Raw genomic sequence first — 17,414 nt, 5'->3', positions numbered from 1 at the left:
ATGGCACGGGGCGTCGCCCCGCGCGCGAAGGCCGGCCACAAAGCCTTGAGATGGCCTGAACGTCAAGGGTGGAGGGCAAGCCGCATGGCTGCGGGGCCCCAAAGGGATCGCCGCGGCGGCCCCATGCGGCGGATTGGCCGTGGCCTCGCCCCTGTCGTAGGGTCAGGCCAACGCAGCGCAGGACCCGCGGCTTCCAGCCGCCCGGTCCCCACGACCGGCCCCCGATGGACCCTGTTCTCCCGGCCCCCTCCCCCTCCACGCGGCCGATGCGCGTGCTGCTGCTCGGCGCCACCGGCACAATCGGCCGCGCCACGGCCCGGGCACTCGTGGCGGATGGCCACGAGGTCGTCTGTTTCCTGCGGCCCCGCGCCGGCATTGGCAGGACGCTGGACGCCAACGCCATGGCGAGCCTCCTCCCCGGAGCCATTCTGCGCTTCGGCGACGTGACCGACCCGGCCTCCCTCGCCCGGGACGCCTTTGGCGGCGAGCGCTTCGATGCACTCGTCACCTGCCTTGCCTCCCGCACCGGCGTGCCGCGGGATGCCTGGGCCATCGACCATCGGGCCAATGCCCTGGCGCTGGCTGCGGCCCGCGAACACGGCGTCGGCCAGGTCGTGCTCCTCTCCGCCATCTGCGTGCAGAGGCCGCTTCTCGCCTTCCAGCAGGCCAAGCTCGCCTTCGAGGCCGAGCTCATGGCCTCCGGCCTCTCCTGGTCGATCGTCCGGCCGACCGCCTTCTTCAAGTCGCTGTCGGGACAGGTCGAGCGGCTGCGCGCCGGCAAGCCCTTCCTGGTCTTCGGCGACGGTCAGCTGACCGCCTGCAAGCCGATCAGCGACGACGACCTCGCGCGCTTCATCGCGGAATGCCTGACCGACCCCTGCCGCCAGAACCGCATCCTGCCCATCGGCGGGCCGGGCGAGGCCATCACGCCGCGCCAGCAGGGCGAGGAGCTGTTTCGCCTCCTCGGGCGCGCCCCGCGCTTCCGGCAGGTGCCGGTCGCCCTGCTCGACACGATCATCTGGGGGCTCGGCACGCTGGGCCGCGCCGTACCCTCCCTCGCCGACAAGGCCGAACTCGCCCGTATCGGCCGCTACTACGCGACGGAATCAATGCTGGTGCTCGATCCGGCGACCGGCCGCTACGATGCACAGGCGACGCCGTCGACGGGGACCGAGACGCTGTTCGACTTCTATGCCCGGCTGGTTGCCGGCGAGGCGGCGGTCGACCGCGGCGACCACGCGGTGTTCTGAATCACCCCGCGCGCGGCGAGCGGCAGTGTCAGGCGGCTGCCATGGCCGCGGCGGCGTCCGCCATGAGCTTTTCGCCGATCGGCGTCATGCGGGCATGGCGCTGCAGCGTCGCATGGCCATCGGCGAAGGCGGCGCGGCTGCTGGCGAGGCCATCGCGGGCCCGCGCCGCCTCCTCGGCCGACAGAAGCCCCGAGGCGAGGATGCGGCCATGGGCATGGTGCATCCGGGCCGAGACGAAGGTCGCGTGATAGATGCCGTCGAGCGGCCGCGGATCGGCCCGCAGCGGCGAGGCATGGCGCTCGTCCGGACCGTTCTCCACCAGCGGATGGCCGAGCGTATGGCCGAAGAGCAGGGCATGGGCGGATTCATGGGCGAGCCCGTCCACCGCCTCGATCCGGTCGCCATGCTCGTCGGCATTGAGGAAAAGCGCGCCCCAGCAGGCGAAGGCCGTGGCGCCGTCGAAGAGGCTGTTCTCGTTGACGCCGCCAGCCACCAGCACGATCTCGCCGATCAGGGCGCGAATCTCGGCGGCGAGTTCGGGCGCGGCGGCTTCGAGGAGCGACAGCGCCGCGCCGATGGCGTCGCGGGCCTGACCGGCGCTGCCGGGGGCCGGAGCCTCCAGAGCGACCCGCGTGGTCGGATCGACATTGATGTGGCGGTCAAACAGCGCAGCCTCGTCGCTCGCAAGATCGCTCCATCTGCGCAGGAAGGCCGGCGGCGGCTGCAGGAGCACCTGTTCGACAGCGTCCAAGGCCCGGCCCGCCGCCTCCGGGTCATCGGCGATGACGGCGTGGAGCAGGTCGAAATAGCGGGCATAGACCGCGGCGGACAGGCGGCCCGGCGGCAGCACGGGCGGCGAGCGGCCGAGCCCGGCGGCAATGGTCGCGAGGCTGTGGGTCAGTTCGCCGCGCAGGCGCGCCGACAGGGCAGCACCATTCGCGCCGCTGGGTGCGAAGGATGCGGTGATGATGTCCGTCACGGGTGCGAGGCCGGCGCCTCAGGCCTTGGTGAAGGGGGCGCCCGGCTTCTGGCCGACCATCACGGGGCTGGCAGGCTTCTGGCCGACCATGGCAGGCGAAACGGGCTTCTGGCCGACCATGGTTCCACGACGGGGCGTGAGGCCATCACGGCCGGTTCCGCCCTCGGCCTTGCGCAGGCCCAGCAGGGTCGAGAGGTCGATGGCGATACGGCGGGTCTCGGCGGTCATGGTTGAAACTCCGGAATAGGATGGCCCGTGGCGTGGGCAGAAAGGATGCCGTAATGGAAGCTTACGTGCCCGGTCACCTCCTGACCTGTCAAGACGATTGCAATGCCGCATCGGTTCCCCCTTTTTGCTCCATGATCCGTTTCGTCGTCACGGCCGCCCATCGCTACACGGTTGACGCGCTCGATGCGGATTTCGGTGCGCCGCTGCCCGCCTGTGACACGGTGAGCTACGAGGCCCTGTTCGCAGGACGCGATCATCCGGCGGCGACCTACATTTTCTGCGACATCGAGCGACTCGCCTCGCGGGAGCTTGCCCTCGCCGCCCAGGTCTTCCGCCAGATGAGGGCCCTGCCGGGCTTCCGGGTTCTGAACGATCCTGCCCGTGTCCGCACCCGCTATGGCCTCCTGCGGGCCCTCCGTGCAGCAGGGCTGAACGATTTCGACGTCCATCCCGCCGATGGCTGCCCCCGCCCGTCGCGGTTTCCCGTCTTCGTCCGCATCGCAGCGACTCATGAGCCGGCGCTGACCGGTCTCCTGCCCGACCAGGCGGCCCTCGATGAGGCGCTGGAGCGGCTGCAGGTGGAAGGCCACCCCTTGGCCCGCCTCCTCGTCATCGAATATGCCGCCGAGCCCGTGGCGCCCGGCCTGTTCCGACGCTGGGGCGCCTATCGCATCGGCGGGCGCATCCATCTCGACCATGTGGTGACCGAGGACACGTGGAACGTGAAATGGGGACGGCCCGGCCTCGTCGGCGACGAGACCTACCGCGCCGACGACGCCGACATCCGCTCCAACCGATTCGAGGATCACCTCACCCGCGTCTTCGATCTCGCCGGGATCGACTATGGCCGCGCCGATTTCGGCCTCGTCGGCGACCGGCCGCAGATCTACGAGATCAACACCAACCCCACCATCGGCCGCCTCGCCGAGCATCCCTCGGCGATCCGCATGGCGACGATGCGCTTTGCCCGCGAGCGGCTCGCCGAAAACCTCGTCGCCATCGACAGCCCTCCGGCCCCCGCCCGGTTCAGCCTCGACCCGGCCGCCCTGCCCGCCAATGCCGTCGTCGCCTATGACGAGATCAACGCGCTGAGGGATCACCAGCGGGGGATGGGGGAGCAGCGCGGGCGCGCGGCCAGCGTGATGTCGATGCTGGCCGGATGGCTGAAGCGGGACTGACCGCGCGCCGACACCGTCGATCGACCCATTTATGGGAATACTGTCCTAGATACCACGGAGCGTGACGCTCTGCAAGTCCGCTCCTGGCGCGGCATCGTTAACGCCTGCTTCACCACGCCGGCCGGTTTGCCCCCGGGCCGTCAAGGAAGCGTCAAGGAAAACGGCCTGATAACCACCTCTTCAAGGCCACAGTCCCGTGGGACGAGGCCGCTCCGCGTTGCGTATCAGGACGGACCTTGCCCATGCCCGTTCGTGTTTTCGGCGTCGTGCCGCCGGCCCCTGTCGCTCCCCTCGTGCCGCGCCTCGGTTTCCTGGCGGGCGTCGCCCTGTCGTCGCTGCTCGTCGGCGGCTGCGCCAAGAGCGAGGCCTCGGCCGACCAGGCCGGCACGGTCGCCGTCGCCAGCGCCGAGGCGCCGGAGACGACCGGCGCCATCTCGCCGGCCCAGCAGGTCTGGCGGCCTGCGGGCGGCACGGCGAGCGAGGCCGAGATCGGCGCGCTCCGGCAGGTCGCGACCGCGGCGCGGGCGAACCGGGTCGAGCAGGCCACCGCCGCCCGCGACCAGATCCGCGATCCCGTCGCCAAGGCGCTGGCGGAGTGGATGATCCTGCGCTCCAACGATTCCGTCGGCTTCGCCCGGCTGTCGGGCTTCCTCGATGCCCATCCGAGCTTCCCGGCGAGCCAGCGCATCCGGATGCGCGCCGAGGGCTCGCTGCTCGAGAACAATGCCGATGCGGCGACGGTGCGCCAGTTCTTCGCCCATCGCCAGCCGACCTCGGCCAAGGGCCGGGTGGCGCTCGCCATCGCGCTGAAGCGCGGCGGCGACCAGGCCCGCGCCGTCCGCCTGATCCGCGAGACCTGGCATGGCTATGACCTGTCCTCGGATGTCGAGGACCGGGTGCTCGCCGAGTTCGGCGGCCAGATCTCGGCCGGCGACCACAAGATGCGGCTCGACCGCATGCTGCACGAGGGCGAGAACGCCACGGCCATGCGGGCGGCCCAGCGGCTCGGCGGCGGCCAGCCGGCGCTCGCCCGGGCCTTCCTCGCCATCGGCGCGCAGCAGGCCAATGGCGGCACGTTGCTGGCCCAAGTGCCGGCCTCGTTGCACCGCGACCCCGCGTATCTCTTCGCCCGCGCCCAGTGGCTGCGCCGCGAGGACCGCGCCGGCGAGGCCGCGCAGATCCTCGTCAGCGCCCCGCGCGATCCGGCCGTGCTCGGTTCGGCCGATGACTGGTGGACCGAGCGCCGCGCCATGGTCCGCAAGCTGCTCGATGCCGGCGAGGCGCGTTCGGCCTACCAGGTCGCGGCGACCCATGCGGTGCGGTCAGGGCCAGGCCGGGTCGATGCCGAGTTCCATGCGGGATGGGTGGCGCTGCGCTTCCTGAACGACACGGCGACGGCGATGCGGCACTTTGAGGCGGCGCGGCAGGCGGCGACGACGCCGATGTCGCAGTCGCGGGCCCAGTACTGGCTCGGACGGGCGCATGACGCGGCGGGATCGCAGGCGGCAGCGCGGACCCATTACGCCGAGGCCGCGCGCCACTCCACGCACTATTACGGCCAGCTCGCCCGGGCGAAGCTCGGCCTTGCCGACCTGCCGATCCGCCGGCCGGCGGATACGACGCCGTCGAGCGGCGCCTATGCCCGCGCCCTGCAGATGCTCTACCGCATCGACGAGAAGGACCTCGCCCGCGCCATCCTCGCCGATCTCGGCCAGCGCGCCGCCGACCAGGGCACCCTCCACGCGGCCGCCGAGGTGGCGGCGCGGGCGGGTGACGCCAAGGGCGTGCTCACCCTCGGCAAGCTCGCCAACAATCGCGGCCTGCCCTTCGACCAGCAGGCCTTCCCGACCATGGGCATCCCGGCCTACGCCCATGTCGGCCCCGAGATCGACCGCGCGGTCGTCTATGCCATCGCCCGGCAGGAATCGACCTTCGATCCCCGCGTCGTCAGCCATGCCGGCGCGCGCGGCCTCCTGCAGCTCATGCCGGCGACGGCGCGGGCGACGGCGCGCAACCACGGCCTGCCCTTCGACCAGGGCCGCCTCACCTCCGACCCCGCCTACAATGCCCGCCTTGGCGCGGCGCATCTCGGCGAGCTCGCGGCCGAGTTCAACGGCAGCTACATCCTCACCTTCGTCGCCTACAATGCCGGCCGCGCCAGGGCGCGGGAGTGGATCCAGAAATACGGCGATCCGCGCGATCCCCGCGTCGACCCCGTGGACTGGGTCGAGCGCATCCCCTTCTCCGAGACGCGCAACTACGTGCAGCGGGTGATGGAGAACGTGCAGGTCTACCGCGCCCGGCTCGGCGGCGGCTCCGGCCTACGGATCGAGGCCGACCTCCGGCGCGGCGGCGGCTGAGGCCCGCCGCTTGCTGTTGAGATTCCGATTCAGCGGCGAAGAGTGATTCGGATCAGCGGCTTAGCAGGCCCGGTGAAAGTTCTGATTCCGATTCAAGCGATGGGGTGGCGGCCCTGGCGGCTGTCGGTGGCGCCGTGACGGCCCCTCACCCTTCCCTCTCCCCGCAAGCGGGGAGAGGGTGACGTCGACGTCGCAATTCCTTCTGTCGCCAAGCGCCAGGCACAACCGGCGTCAGCCAGACCGCGACGTTGGGTGCCCCCTCTCCCCGCTTGCGGGGAGAGGGAAGGGTGAGGGGCGGACCAGCACCAACTGATCGTCTCGTGACGAAGGGTCGTTGAACAACGAGCCTCGCTGCGTCGTTGGACGAGGGTGCAGGCCAGCGAGGGCGTGGCCAACCGGACCGGCGATGCTGGCGCGAATTGTCGAGTGAGGGAGAAGCCCCCTGCCCTCAGCCCCGCAGCGCCTTGCGCACCGGCGGCTGCGGCATGGCGACGGGCTCCATGGCCTGGACGAGCTGGCAGAACGACGAGCCGGGGAGCGGCGGGGCGAAGACATAGCCCTGGGCGGCCCTGACGCCGCGGCGGCGCAGCGCTTCCACCTGGTCGAAGGTCTCCACGCCCTCGGCGACGACCTCCATGTTGAGGTGGGCGGCGAGGTCGATGAGGCTGTCGACGATGGCCGTCGACTGGCGCTCGCTGCCCAGCGCATCGATGAAGAGCTTGTCGATCTTCATCACGTCGACGCGCAGCTTCAGGAGGTAGCTCATGCCGCCGTGGCCGGTGCCGACATCGTCGAGCGCCACGCGCACGCCCATCTCCTGGAAGCGGGCGATGATCTTGCGGGCCGCGTCCATGTCCGGCAGCGGATCGCGCTCGGTGACCTCCAGCAGCACCTGCGACAGCGCCACGTCCGAGTGCGAGAAGATCGCCGCGACATCGGTGACGATGGTCTGGTCGCGGAAATGGGCGGCGCAGAGGTTGAAGCCGCATTTGAGCTCCGGCCGGGCCGAATAGGTGGGGCCCAGCTCGGCTGCCGCCTGGCGCATGACCGCAAGCGTCATGGGGAAGATGAAGCCGGTGCGCTCGGCCTCGCCGATGAAGGCTCCCGGCGGAATGAGGCGCCCGTCGGGCTTGCGCCAGCGCACCAGCACTTCGCAGCCGAGGATTCGGCCGGTGTCGAGGTCGATGATGGGCTGGTAGTGCGGGATGAACTCGCCGTTGCGCAGGGCGCGGTGCATGTCGGCCATGGGACCGCGCTCGCGGCCGCCGAACAGGACGAGGAGGGCAATGAGCAGGCCGAGCCCCCCGCCGGCACCGGCCGAGGCCGTGGCGATCCAGCCCGTCTGCTGGGTCCAGGCCCCTTCGGAGGCATAGTACTCGATCTTGATCGGATAGCGCTCGGACGTCCTGACGACGCGGACATCCGGAGTGCCGGCCACGGCGCCCGGTCCACGGATGTTGACCAGCCGTCCGCCGGGAACCAGTTCGATGTCGATGCCGACGCCGAGATTGGAGCGCTGGATATCCGAATTGGGCACGAAGAGGCCGACGGCGATGAGCCCGCCGAGGCGGTCGCCGGAGGGCGAGGTCAGTTGCAGGCGGAGCGCCCGTCCGTAGGGGCCGCGCGTCAGGGCCACCGCCAGATCGAGGCCCGGCTCGCGGGTCGGATAGGCGGTGGAGCCTGGCGAGATCTGCACGAGGCTGCCGATGTTGTTGCACAGGAGCCGACCGTCCGGCCCCAGCACAGCGAGTTCCTTGAGGATCGGCGACTCGAACACGAGGAGGCGCAGCGCCTCCTTCTCGGATGCGCCGCAGGAGAACAGATTGCGCGTATGGGCTTCCCGCAGAGCGGTGGTCGCGCGTTCGAGGGCATTCTCGATCCGCTCCAGAACGAGCCCCGCCCGGGCATCGATCGTGGCGGTGAGGCTGCGGGCAAGCCAGACCTGGGCACCGATATAGGCGGCAACGGGGGTGGCGACCGCCAACAACACGGCTACCAACCAGACCAGGCCTCTGCGCCCCGAGACCGTTCCCACGATCATCCCTTCGAATGCCACGAACCCGGCATTCAGCGGCCGAGATGCGTAAGACTTGAAGGACTGTAGAAGGGCCGGCTTAACGGTATATTTCTTGACGCGAGGTCAATGCTAACCACCGCGCGAAAGACGGAAATCCATACACGCATGACGGCGGTATCCTGAGACCGCCGCGTCCCGTACTGCTCCCGCTGCCTTTGCAGGGGGGATCGATCAGCGGCCGGCTTCCTCGGCGCGCTCCTGCGCCTCGACCACGGCGAGCGCCGTCATGTTGACGACGCCGCGGGCGGTCACCGAGGGGGTGACGATATGGGCCGGGCGCGCCTGGCCGACGAGGATTGGCCCGACGGGCAGCGCATCGGCCAGAACCTTGATCACCTGGAAGGCGACGTTGGCGGCCGACATGTTCGGCATGATCAGCACGTTGGCCACGCCCTTGAGCCGCGATTTCGGGAAGACGCGCTCGCGCAGTTCCGGCAGAAGCGCGGAATCGGCGTGCATTTCGCCGTCAACCTCGAGGTCCGGCGCCTTCTCCCAGATCAGCTTGAGGGCCGCCTGAAGCCGCTCGACATGCTCGTCGTCGTAGCTGCCGAACTCCGAATGGGAGACCAGCGCGATCTTCGGCTCGAGGCCGAAGCGCCGGACATGTTCGGCCGCCGTGCAGGCCATGTCCGCGAGCTCCGCAGCCGTCGGCTCGACGGTGACATGGGTGTCGGCAAGGAACAGCGGCCCCGTGGACGTGATCAGCAGCGACAGGGCCGCAAGGCCCCGGGCGCCGGCCTTGAGGCCGATCACCTGGCGGATATGCCGCAGGTGCGTGTTGAAGCGCCCCTCGACGCCGCAGATCATCGCATCGGCATCGCCCCGCTCCAGGGCGGTCGCCGCGATGGCGGAGGTGGAGGTGCGGATGATGGTGCGCGCCGCATCCGGCGTCACGCCCTTGCGCCCCGTTCGGTCGTGATAGGTCGCGACATAGTCGCGGTAGCGCGGGTCGGACTGCGGGTCGATCAGCTCGAAATCCTTGCCGGCCTTGATCGACAGGCCGAAGCGCTCGAGGCGCTGCTCCACCACGGCCGGGCGGCCGATGAGGACGGGGAAGGCGAGCCCCTCCTCCACCACGACCTGCGCAGCCCGGAGGATGCGCTCATCCTCGCCCTCGGCATAGATGACGCGCTTGGGGTTCTGCCGCGCCTTGTCGAAGACCGGCTTCATCAGCAGGCCGGAGCGGAAGACGAAGCGCGAGAGCTCGGCCTCGTAGGCCTTGAAATCGGTGATCGGGCGGGTGGCGACGCCGGTCTCCATGGCGGCGCGGGCAACGGCGGGCGCGATGCGCAGGATGAGGCGCGGGTCGAAGGGCGACGGAATGAGGTTGCCGGCGCCGAAGGTGCCGACCTCGCCGCCATAGGCGCGGGCGACCACGTCGGACGGCGCCTCGCGGGCAAGGCCGGCGATGGCGCGGACGGCGGCGAGCTTCATCGCCTCGTTGATGGCGGTGGCGCCGCAATCCAGCGCGCCGCGGAAGATGTAGGGGAAGCACAGGACGTTGTTGACCTGGTTCGGATAGTCGGACCGGCCCGTGCAGATCATCGCATCGGGGCGGGCGGCGCGCGCCTCCTCCGGCATGATCTCGGGATTCGGATTGGCCAGCGCCATGATCAGCGGGCCCTTGGCCATGCGCTGGACCATGTCGGGCTTCAGCACGCCGGCGGCGGAGAGGCCGAGGAAGATGTCGGCGTCACCGATGATGTCGCCGAGGGTGCGGGCGTTGGTGTCCTTGGCATAGACCGCCTTGTAGGGGTCCATGAGCTTCTCGCGGCCCTTGTAGACGACGCCCTCGATGTCGGAGACCCAGATGTTCTCGGTCTTGGCGCCAAGCTCCCGCAGCAGGTTGAGGCAGGCGATGGCGGCAGCGCCCGCGCCGGAGGCGACGATCTTCACGTCGCCGAAGGACTTGCCCATCAGCTCCAGCGCATTGGTCACCGCGGCGGCGACGATGATGGCGGTGCCGTGCTGGTCGTCGTGGAAGACCGGAATGCCCATGCGCTCGCGCAGGCGCTTTTCCACCTCGAAGCACTCGGGGGCCTTGATGTCCTCGAGGTTGATGCCGCCGAAGGTCGGCTCCAGCGCCGCGACCACGTCGACGATGCGGTCGACCTCGCGGGCGTCGATCTCGATGTCGAAGACGTCGATGCCGGCGAACTTCTTGAACAGGACCGCCTTGCCTTCCATCACCGGCTTGCCGGCCAGCGGGCCGATGTCACCGAGGCCGAGCACGGCGGTGCCGTTGGAGACGACGGCGACGAGATTCGCCCGCGCGGTCAGTTCGGCCGCCTGGGCGGGATCGGCGACGATCGCCTCGCAGGCCGCAGCGACGCCCGGCGAATAGGCGAGCGCCAGATCGCGCTGGTTGGCGAGCGGCTTGGTGGCGCGGATCTCCAGCTTTCCCGGCCGCGGCAGGCGGTGATAGACGAGCGCGCCGGATTTGAGATCGTCGGTGATCGACTTTGTCATGCCCTGTGTCTCCTGCTCCGGTCATGCGACGACGGACCCGCAGCGTCAATCCCGCAGATACCGCTGGGCGGAGAAGGACCTCCGACGGCGGGGAAAAGACGCGCTGGCGCGGCTTGGCCGTTGCGGGGCGGCCCGGCAAGGGCTAATCGGGCACCATCAGCGAGACAAAGCCCGTGACCGAGACCCCTTCCCGCCCCGATGGCCTGACCTATTCGCAAGCTGGCGTCGACATCGATGCCGGCAACCGCATGGTCGACATGATCAAGCCGCTGGTGCGGGCCACCGCCCGGCCCGGCGCCGATGCCGAGATCGGCGGCTTCGGCGGCCTGTTCGACCTGAAGGCCGCGGGCTTCAAGGATCCGGTGCTGGTGGCGGCCAATGACGGCGTCGGCACCAAAATCAAGATCGCCATCGAGACGGGCCGGCACGACACGATCGGCATCGACCTCGTCGCCATGTGCGTCAACGACCTTGTGGTCCAGGGCGCGGAGCCGCTGTTCTTCCTCGACTATTTCGCCACCGGCAAGCTGTCGCCGGAGGCTGGCGCGCAGGTGGTCAAGGGCATCGCCATCGGCTGCCGCCAGGCCGGCTGCGCGCTCATCGGCGGCGAGACGGCGGAGATGCCGGGCCTCTATGCCGATGGCGACTATGACCTGGCGGGCTTTGCGGTGGGCGCGGCCGAGCGCGGCACGCTGCTGCCGCGTGGCGTGGTCGAAGGCGACGTCGTTCTCGGCCTCGCCTCGTCCGGCGTCCATTCCAATGGCTATTCGCTGGTGCGCCGCATCGTCGAGCGTTCGGGCCTCGCCTGGGATGCGCCGGCGCCGTTCGAGCCCTCGCGCAGCCTCGGCGAGGCGCTGCTCGAGCCGACCCGCATCTATGTGAAGAGCGTCCTCGGGGTGCACCGCGCCGCCGGCGCGATCAAGGCGCTCGCCCACATCACCGGCGGCGGCTTCGTCGACAACATCCCGCGCGTGCTGCCCGAGGGCCTCGGCGCAAGCATCGACCTGTCGGCGGTCACCATGCCCAAGGTCTTCGGCTGGCTGGCCGAGGTCGGCGGCATCGCCGAAGCTGAGATGGTGCGCACGTTCAACTGCGGCATCGGCATGGTGGTCGTGGTGGCGGCGGCCGATGCGGACCGCGTGGCCGAGGGCTTCCGCCTCGCCGGCGAGACCGTGGCGGTGCTCGGCCACATCACCAAGGCCGCGGCCGAGCCGCGCGTCACCTTCACGGGGACGCTGTCGTCGTGACGAGGAAGCGCGTCGCGGTCCTCATTTCCGGGCGCGGCTCGAACATGGCGGCGCTGATCGCCGCCGCGAAGGCGCCTGACTATCCCGCCGAGATCGCGCTGGTCCTGTCGAACGTGCCGGGCGCGGGCGGCCTCGCCATCGCCGAGAGCGAAGGCATCGCCACCGCCACCATCGACAGCAAGGCTTTCCCACGCGACCGCGAGGGCTTCGAGCGCGCCATGCAGGCCGTGCTGGAGGCGCAGCGGATCGACATCGTCTGCCTCGCCGGCTTCATGCGGATCCTCACCCCCTGGTTCGTGGGGCGGTGGGAGGGGCGAATGATCAACATCCACCCTGCCCTGCTGCCGGCCTACAAGGGCCTCGACACCCATGCCCGCGCGCTGGCGGATGGCGCCAGGGAGCACGGCGCGACGGTGCATTTCGTCACGCCGGAGATGGACGAGGGCGAGATCATCCTGCAGGAGGCCGTGCCGGTCCTGCCCGGCGACACCGCGGAGACGCTGGGCGCGCGGGTGCTCGCCGTCGAGCACCGGATCTACCCGGCCGCGCTGCGGATGATCGCGACCGAGTACCGCCTGATCTGAGGCCTCAGCGGGCGAAGAGCAGGTGCTCCAGCGCGCCCGGCTCCTGCTCCTTGAGGAAGGCGACGGCGAAGCCTTCGGGGAAATGGCGGCACACCCGCCCCGGGATCTTGCCCACCGCCAGAACCGTGCCGATGGCCGGCACCATGTCGGCGGAGATCGCCGCGCCGGTCAGCGACATGTCCATGACCAGGCAGGACAGGATCGTGCCATCGGCGAAGGCGAGCTGGGCAAAGGGCTCCAGCGGCACGATCCGCGCGGCAAGGCGCAGGTCATGGGTGTCGTGGGCCTGATGCTCCTGCATCCAGTCGAGGCGGCGGGCGATCTTGCCCCGCTCGTCCTCCGAGACGGTCAGGCTCATGACGAAACCGCCGTCGAGAACGCGGATGATGCGCCCCGAGAGCTTGCCGAAACTCGGGATATAGGCGATGGCGCGATCGTTCAGCGTCGCCTTGACCGGCGCGGCCAGCATCAGCGCGCGGCTCGACATGTTGATGGCGCGGCAGGGAAACTCGCGGCGCTGGCCGGCCTCGTCCCGCAGTGCGGACAGGGAGCAGGTTCCGGCGAGGCTCATGATGACGCGCGGCTCCGAACGCCGTTCAACGCCCTCGAGGGCCGCAATATCGGAGACCATACGCATCGGAGAAATCATTCGTAGGGGATGAATGACGGCATCATACCGTCCGGCTCCCAACGGATGCTTAAGACCCAAATAAAACTTGAGTCGAAGCACCGGATTTCACGTAATCGCTGGTTACCCTAGCGTCATTTTATCCTGTGTTTATTGCCGCAGCGTCAGATCGGCGGCATGGTGGTGAGATGGGCCCCCAGGACCATCGCCGCCCAGAACCGCTTGAACTGGAAATAGCTTGTACAGTTTGGGACCTGCATCATTGCGGGCCCCAGATTGCGGCATTGAAACTCAAGTGTCGGATTCAGCGCATAGTTGTTGACCTCGATGGCACCGAAGGTTTCGCGGCGATGGATCACGGTGCGAAAACTCTCACCGAGGCCCATCGGCGCCGAGACACCTGCATGACGGTAGACTTCGGTACCGTCAGGCCGTGTCCGTGGCGCTGTGTAGGAGAAGGGGACATAAGGGACCCACTGCAGGTGTCGCGGTTGGAAACCCGGTGAGAACCTTTGATAGGCCGTTTGGTTATTGGGCGCACGCCCCACCATGACACGCAGGAAAATGCCTCCGTTGGGCACGAAGCTGGCAGAACAGCCCTGAGGGTCGGGAAACAGGATCGTGTTTTCCGGAACAACCAGCGACAAGCCAGAGCCAGGCTCCACATAGACCGTGAAGCGGAGTTGCTGGAGTTCGTCAGGCGCGTATCCAGCGAACTGGGCGAGATAATTCAAGCCAGCCGGATCATCGTTCGAAGCGACCAACTGGGCCAACGTCGCGGTGTGAGAGCGATAGACCGACAGATCGCCACAGGTCACCTGAGGAAAGCGCTGGTCGGGCGCTGGCGCCCGGAACCCGAAGCTGGTTGCGGCAATAGCCGGGGCGTCTCGACCGGCCAGACCGGACGGCAGCCCGTTCAGGTAACGGGACGATACCGCCCAGCCGACGCCGACCGCACCGGATTGCAGTCCCCCCGACCCTATCCCAACCACTTGCCCGACCCGATTCACGATCGGGCCGCCGGAATGACCGGGAAGAATGTTGCCGTCGATGCGAAGGATTTCGATGTCGAGCGAGGGAATGCCTGCACGCTCAATCTCACCGGCTGCGTCTGCCGGCAGCAAGGATCGTAGCCGTCGGGCGTTCGGAGTGGCGTGCACAATCCGGAGAAACCGGGAATCGGGGGTAGGCACGTTCAGAGGAAAGCCCAGAACGACGACTTCGTCGCCAGCGCTCGGAGAACTTGGCGCAGCGTTCAGCGGCGCCGCCGGGAGGGGAGATGCGAGGCGCAGCATGGCGAGGTCGGCATCGACGAGAACCCGGTCAAGTTGCGCTGGGACGGATCCAGCGCTGGTCCGCACCGACAGCGACTGGCAGTTGGTCACGACGTGGAATGCGGTCACCACAGTCGTCTGGTCGCGCCAGACAAAGCCGCTTCCGGCCTTGGCTCCCTGCGCGCTGGCACATTCGCGCGCTACCACGAGGACGACGCTCGACAGGGCTTGCTGGATGTCCTGCCCCCGAGTTGGCATTGGCAGCAGAACCAGCGCCAGGATGATCGCACGGAGCATGCGTGCCGAGGTCGTCAACGCGAACACGCGACCCTCCGTGCGGCCGAAAGAATTCGCACCTGCGCATCATCGGCCAGCGAAGCGACACTGTCGGCAAGGTCCTTGAACCCGCCGCCCTCGGCGGCGAATAGAGACCTCAGGGCCGTTGCGCCTTCGACGGCGGCCGGATTGGTGCGATCGCACTGTTCTAGCGAGGGGCCAGCGAACAAGAGGGAACTGCTCGGCGAGAGGCGAGGAGCGGCTGCGGCCGTGCGACCCGGCGGAACCAGGCCGAACTGTTGGAAGAGGTAGATGTCACGGGACATCTCCCACGAGCGCTCGTCCTTGCGGGTAAAGAGGCCATTCTCCAGCTTCTCGATCACCGTGCGCGGAGAAGGGCTCAACATGTCATGGGTTCGGACCAGCAAGCCCACCGCTAATGCGACAAGGGCTGCTGCCGAAAACGCGATGATCCTCACGGGGGAGGTGTCAACGATCCGGATGTCCTTGGCGAGGCCGAAGAAGGCCGCCAGCAATGCGACGAGGCCCGTGACAACAGCTCCCACCGCACCCTGCGATGCAAGCGCCACGATGAACCCCGTGAGCAGGCCAAGGGCCACTCCCGCCGTCACATCGGAGGGTGACGCTGATCCTGCCATGCATCCCCCCAATACCGGGTCGGGAGGGACTCAACTGCAGCAACCCATCAGCGTCAACAACAACCTTACGCCGCAGGACTCTTCCGTATCCACACTTTGTTGTCGTGAAATGCCGCGCCGCCGAACGGGGCAACGGCATCGGCGCCGGTGAGCATGTTGATGCCGCGCCCGCCCTCGTGGTCGGCATTGGCCCAGAGCCCCTCGGCAATGAGGGTGCCGGGCCTGGTCTGGTCGGTGACGCGGGCATGGAGGATCACCGTGCCGCGGGGCGAGCCGACCTGGACCTTCGCGCCGTGCTCGATGCCGAGGCGCGTCGCATCGGCGGGATTGATCATGACCTCCGGCCGACCCTCGCGCTTGCGCGACGACGGCGTCTCGGCAAAGGACGAGTTGAGGTAGCTGCGCGCCGGCGAGGTCGCGAGCTTGAACGGATAGGTGGCGTCCGGCTCCTCGGTCACGGCCCAGTGGTCGGGGAGCGAAGGCATGGTGTCCACCGGACCCATCGTGCCGATGCTGGCATAGGGCACGTTGGGCCAGTCCGGCTTGAAGCGGAACTTCCTGTCGCCATAGGCGAAGCCGTTGAGGTAGTGCGCCTCGTCGAATTTCGGCTGAACGTCGCGGAAGTTGGTCACTTCCAGCTCGGCCAGCGTGCCCCAGCCGGACTTCTGCAGGGTCCAGTCGATGATCTCGCGCGGGGTCATGGCGAAGCCGTCATGCTCAGCGCCGAGCCGTCCCGCCAGATCCGTGATGAGCTCGTGGTTGGAGCGGCACTCGCCGGGCGCGTCGACCAGCTTGAGGCCGAGCATGATGTGCTGGTGGCCACCGCCCTGGTAGAGGTCGTCGTGCTCCATGAACATGGTGGCGGGCAGGACGAGATCGGCCATCTTCGCCGTATCGGTCATGAACTGCTCGTGGACCACGGTGAAGAGGTCGTCGCGGGCAAAGCCCTCGATGACCTTGGTCTGGTCCGGGGCGACGTTCACCGGATTGGTGTTCTGGATGAGGAGCGCGGTGACCGGCGCGCCCTCGGACCCATCGGGCCGGCGCAGCGCCCTCGCCTCGCCGGTGAGGATCGCGCCGATGCGGGACTGGTCGAGCATCCTGACGCCCGGATCCTTGGCGTCGAGGCCCTCGATGAGGGACTTGCGCCAATGATAGATCGCGCCGTTGTTGTGGAAGGCGCCGCCCCCCTCGTGCTTCCAGGCGCCGGTGACGGCGGGAATGCAGGAGGCGGCGTGCATGTTCACCGCGCCATTGCGCTGGCGGCCGAAGCCGTAGCCGAGGCGGAAGAAGGTCTTCTTGTGCTCGCCGACAAGCTTGGCGAAGGCCTCGATCTCCTCGACCGTCAGGCCGGTGATGGCGGCGGCCCAGGCCGGCGTGCGGCTCTGCAAATGCGATTCAAGCTCGGCCGGCACGTCCGTGTAGGCATTGAGATAATCGCGGTCGGCATAGCCGTCGCGGAAGAGCACGTGCATGACGGCGCAGGCGAGCGCGCCGTCGGTGCCCGGCTTCACCACGAGGCCGAGATCGGCCTGCTTCACCGTGTCGGTGCGGTAGACGTCGACGACGACAATCTTAGCGCCGCGCTCCTTCCGCGCCTTCATGGCGTGGGTCATGACATTGACCTGGGTCGAGACGGGATTGGTGCCCCAGATCACCACCACGTCGGCCTTGGCCATCTCGCGCGGATCGACGCCGGCGAGGCGTCCCGTTCCGGCGATGAAGCCGGACCAGGCCATGTTGGTGCAGATGGTGGAGTAGAAGCCGGAATATTTCTTCACATGGCGCAGGCGGTTGATGCCGTCGCGCTGCACGAAGCCCATGGTGCCGGCATAGTAATAGGGCCAGACCGTCTCGGCGCCGTAGCGCTTCTCGGCCTCGAGGAACCGCTCGGCCGTCATGGCCAGCGCCTCGTCCCAGGAGATGCGCTGGAAGGTGCCTGAGCCCTTGGGGCCCTTGCGGATCAGCGGATGGAGCAACCGGTCAGGATGGTGGATGCGCTCGGCATAGCGCGCCACCTTGGCGCAGATGACGCCCGCCGTGTAGCTCTGGTCGGGATCGCCATGGACGCGGCCGATCGTCTTGCCGTCGATGACCTCCACCTCCAGCGAGCAGGCCGAGGGGCAGTCGTGCGGGCAGGTCGACTTCAGGCGATCGACGCGCAGCGGTGCGTTCATGCGGGCTCCGGGAGGCTCAGCGGCAGGC

Annotated in this window: 13 protein-coding genes; 5 read left to right on the top strand and 8 right to left on the bottom strand. The window is 68.7% G+C overall.

The window, feature by feature from the left end; genetic code table 11:
* Positions 1-278 precede the first annotated feature (278 nt).
* Positions 279-1,250: an NAD(P)H-binding protein gene (locus tag C8P69_RS02220; protein ID WP_281260023.1), complete on the top strand. Its 972-nt coding sequence runs from the start codon at positions 279-281 to the stop codon at positions 1,248-1,250.
* Positions 1,251-1,278: 28 nt separating this feature from the next.
* Here C8P69_RS02220 and C8P69_RS02215 read toward each other — a convergent pair whose 3' ends face one another.
* Both C8P69_RS02215 and C8P69_RS02210 read right to left on the bottom strand, forming a co-directional pair.
* On the bottom strand, positions 1,279-2,229 hold the full coding sequence (locus C8P69_RS02215) for an aKG-HExxH-type peptide beta-hydroxylase (RefSeq protein ID WP_108174219.1): 951 nt from the start codon (positions 2,227-2,229) through the stop codon (positions 1,279-1,281).
* An 18-nt stretch (positions 2,230-2,247) separates the two neighbouring features.
* Positions 2,248-2,457 (bottom strand): hypothetical protein, encoded by a 210-nt coding sequence (locus C8P69_RS02210; RefSeq protein WP_108174218.1) that lies wholly within the window; start codon positions 2,455-2,457, stop codon positions 2,248-2,250.
* 131 nt (positions 2,458-2,588) lie between these two features.
* Between C8P69_RS02210 and C8P69_RS02205 the strand changes: the two genes are divergently transcribed.
* Together C8P69_RS02205 and C8P69_RS02200 are read left to right on the top strand one after the other, a co-directional pair.
* Positions 2,589-3,635, top strand: a complete 1,047-nt coding sequence (locus tag C8P69_RS02205) for a hypothetical protein (RefSeq protein ID WP_108174217.1) — start codon at positions 2,589-2,591, stop codon at positions 3,633-3,635.
* A gap of 242 nt (positions 3,636-3,877) precedes the next feature.
* On the top strand, positions 3,878-5,995 hold the full coding sequence (locus tag C8P69_RS02200; protein ID WP_108174216.1) for a lytic transglycosylase domain-containing protein: 2,118 nt from the start codon (positions 3,878-3,880) through the stop codon (positions 5,993-5,995).
* Between the two features lie 448 nt (positions 5,996-6,443).
* On the opposite strand, the gene C8P69_RS02195 is transcribed toward C8P69_RS02200, so the two are convergent.
* Entirely contained in the window at positions 6,444-7,985 is a 1,542-nt protein-coding gene (locus tag C8P69_RS02195; RefSeq protein WP_170118094.1) for an EAL domain-containing protein, read from the bottom strand.
* Between the two features lie 258 nt (positions 7,986-8,243).
* Positions 8,244-10,541: an NADP-dependent malic enzyme gene (locus tag C8P69_RS02190; RefSeq protein ID WP_108174214.1), complete on the bottom strand. Its 2,298-nt coding sequence runs from the start codon at positions 10,539-10,541 to the stop codon at positions 8,244-8,246.
* 173 nt (positions 10,542-10,714) lie between these two features.
* Here C8P69_RS02190 and purM point away from each other — a divergent pair, with 173 nt between their 5' ends.
* Both purM and purN read left to right on the top strand, forming a co-directional pair.
* The gene (gene purM, locus C8P69_RS02185; protein WP_108174213.1) at positions 10,715-11,788 is read left to right on the top strand and encodes a phosphoribosylformylglycinamidine cyclo-ligase; all 1,074 of its coding nucleotides are present in this window, start codon (positions 10,715-10,717) and stop codon (positions 11,786-11,788) included.
* Positions 11,785-12,372 (top strand): phosphoribosylglycinamide formyltransferase, encoded by a 588-nt coding sequence (gene purN, locus C8P69_RS02180; RefSeq protein WP_108174212.1) that lies wholly within the window; start codon positions 11,785-11,787, stop codon positions 12,370-12,372. Before purM ends, purN begins: the two co-directional genes overlap by 4 nt.
* 4 nt (positions 12,373-12,376) lie before the next feature.
* On the opposite strand, the gene C8P69_RS02175 is transcribed toward purN, so the two are convergent.
* The 4 genes from C8P69_RS02175 to C8P69_RS02160 all read right to left on the bottom strand — a co-directional run bounded on the left by C8P69_RS02175 (position 12,377) and on the right by C8P69_RS02160 (position 17,386).
* Positions 12,377-13,009, bottom strand: a complete 633-nt coding sequence (locus tag C8P69_RS02175; protein WP_146167266.1) for a PilZ domain-containing protein — start codon at positions 13,007-13,009, stop codon at positions 12,377-12,379.
* 155 nt (positions 13,010-13,164) lie between these two features.
* Positions 13,165-14,598 carry a S1C family serine protease gene (locus C8P69_RS02170; protein WP_108174210.1) on the bottom strand — a complete coding sequence of 478 codons (1,434 nt, stop codon included), beginning with the start codon at positions 14,596-14,598 and terminating at the stop codon, positions 13,165-13,167.
* Complete coding sequence (locus tag C8P69_RS02165; RefSeq protein WP_108174209.1) at positions 14,586-15,170, bottom strand: hypothetical protein; 585 nt, start codon at positions 15,168-15,170, stop codon at positions 14,586-14,588. The genes C8P69_RS02170 and C8P69_RS02165 overlap by 13 nt, the downstream gene beginning before the upstream one ends.
* Before the next feature lie 104 nt (positions 15,171-15,274).
* The gene (locus C8P69_RS02160; protein WP_108174208.1) at positions 15,275-17,386 is read right to left on the bottom strand and encodes a molybdopterin-containing oxidoreductase family protein; all 2,112 of its coding nucleotides are present in this window, start codon (positions 17,384-17,386) and stop codon (positions 15,275-15,277) included.
* Between the last annotated feature and the right edge of the window lie 28 nt (positions 17,387-17,414).

This window comes from Phreatobacter oligotrophus (assembly GCF_003046185.1).
Taxonomy (GTDB): Bacteria; Pseudomonadota; Alphaproteobacteria; order Rhizobiales; family Phreatobacteraceae; genus Phreatobacter; species Phreatobacter oligotrophus.
The sequence above is the reverse complement of the archived record's forward strand: the minus strand, read 5'-3'. Positions and strand labels throughout refer to the sequence as shown.

Excerpts from the sequence above, each read along its gene's own strand:
- C8P69_RS02210 (WP_108174218.1), bottom strand. The coding sequence starts at position 2,457 with ATGACCGCCGAGACCCGCCGTATCGCCATCGACCTCTCGACCCTGCTG.
- C8P69_RS02205 (WP_108174217.1), top strand. The coding sequence starts at position 2,589 with ATGATCCGTTTCGTCGTCACGGCCGCCCATCGCTACACGGTTGACGCG.
- C8P69_RS02200 (WP_108174216.1), top strand. The coding sequence starts at position 3,878 with ATGCCCGTTCGTGTTTTCGGCGTCGTGCCGCCGGCCCCTGTCGCTCCC.
- C8P69_RS02190 (WP_108174214.1), bottom strand. The coding sequence starts at position 10,541 with ATGACAAAGTCGATCACCGACGATCTCAAATCCGGCGCGCTCGTCTAT.
- C8P69_RS02175 (WP_146167266.1), bottom strand. The coding sequence starts at position 13,009 with ATGCGTATGGTCTCCGATATTGCGGCCCTCGAGGGCGTTGAACGGCGT.
- C8P69_RS02160 (WP_108174208.1), bottom strand. The coding sequence starts at position 17,386 with ATGAACGCACCGCTGCGCGTCGATCGCCTGAAGTCGACCTGCCCGCAC.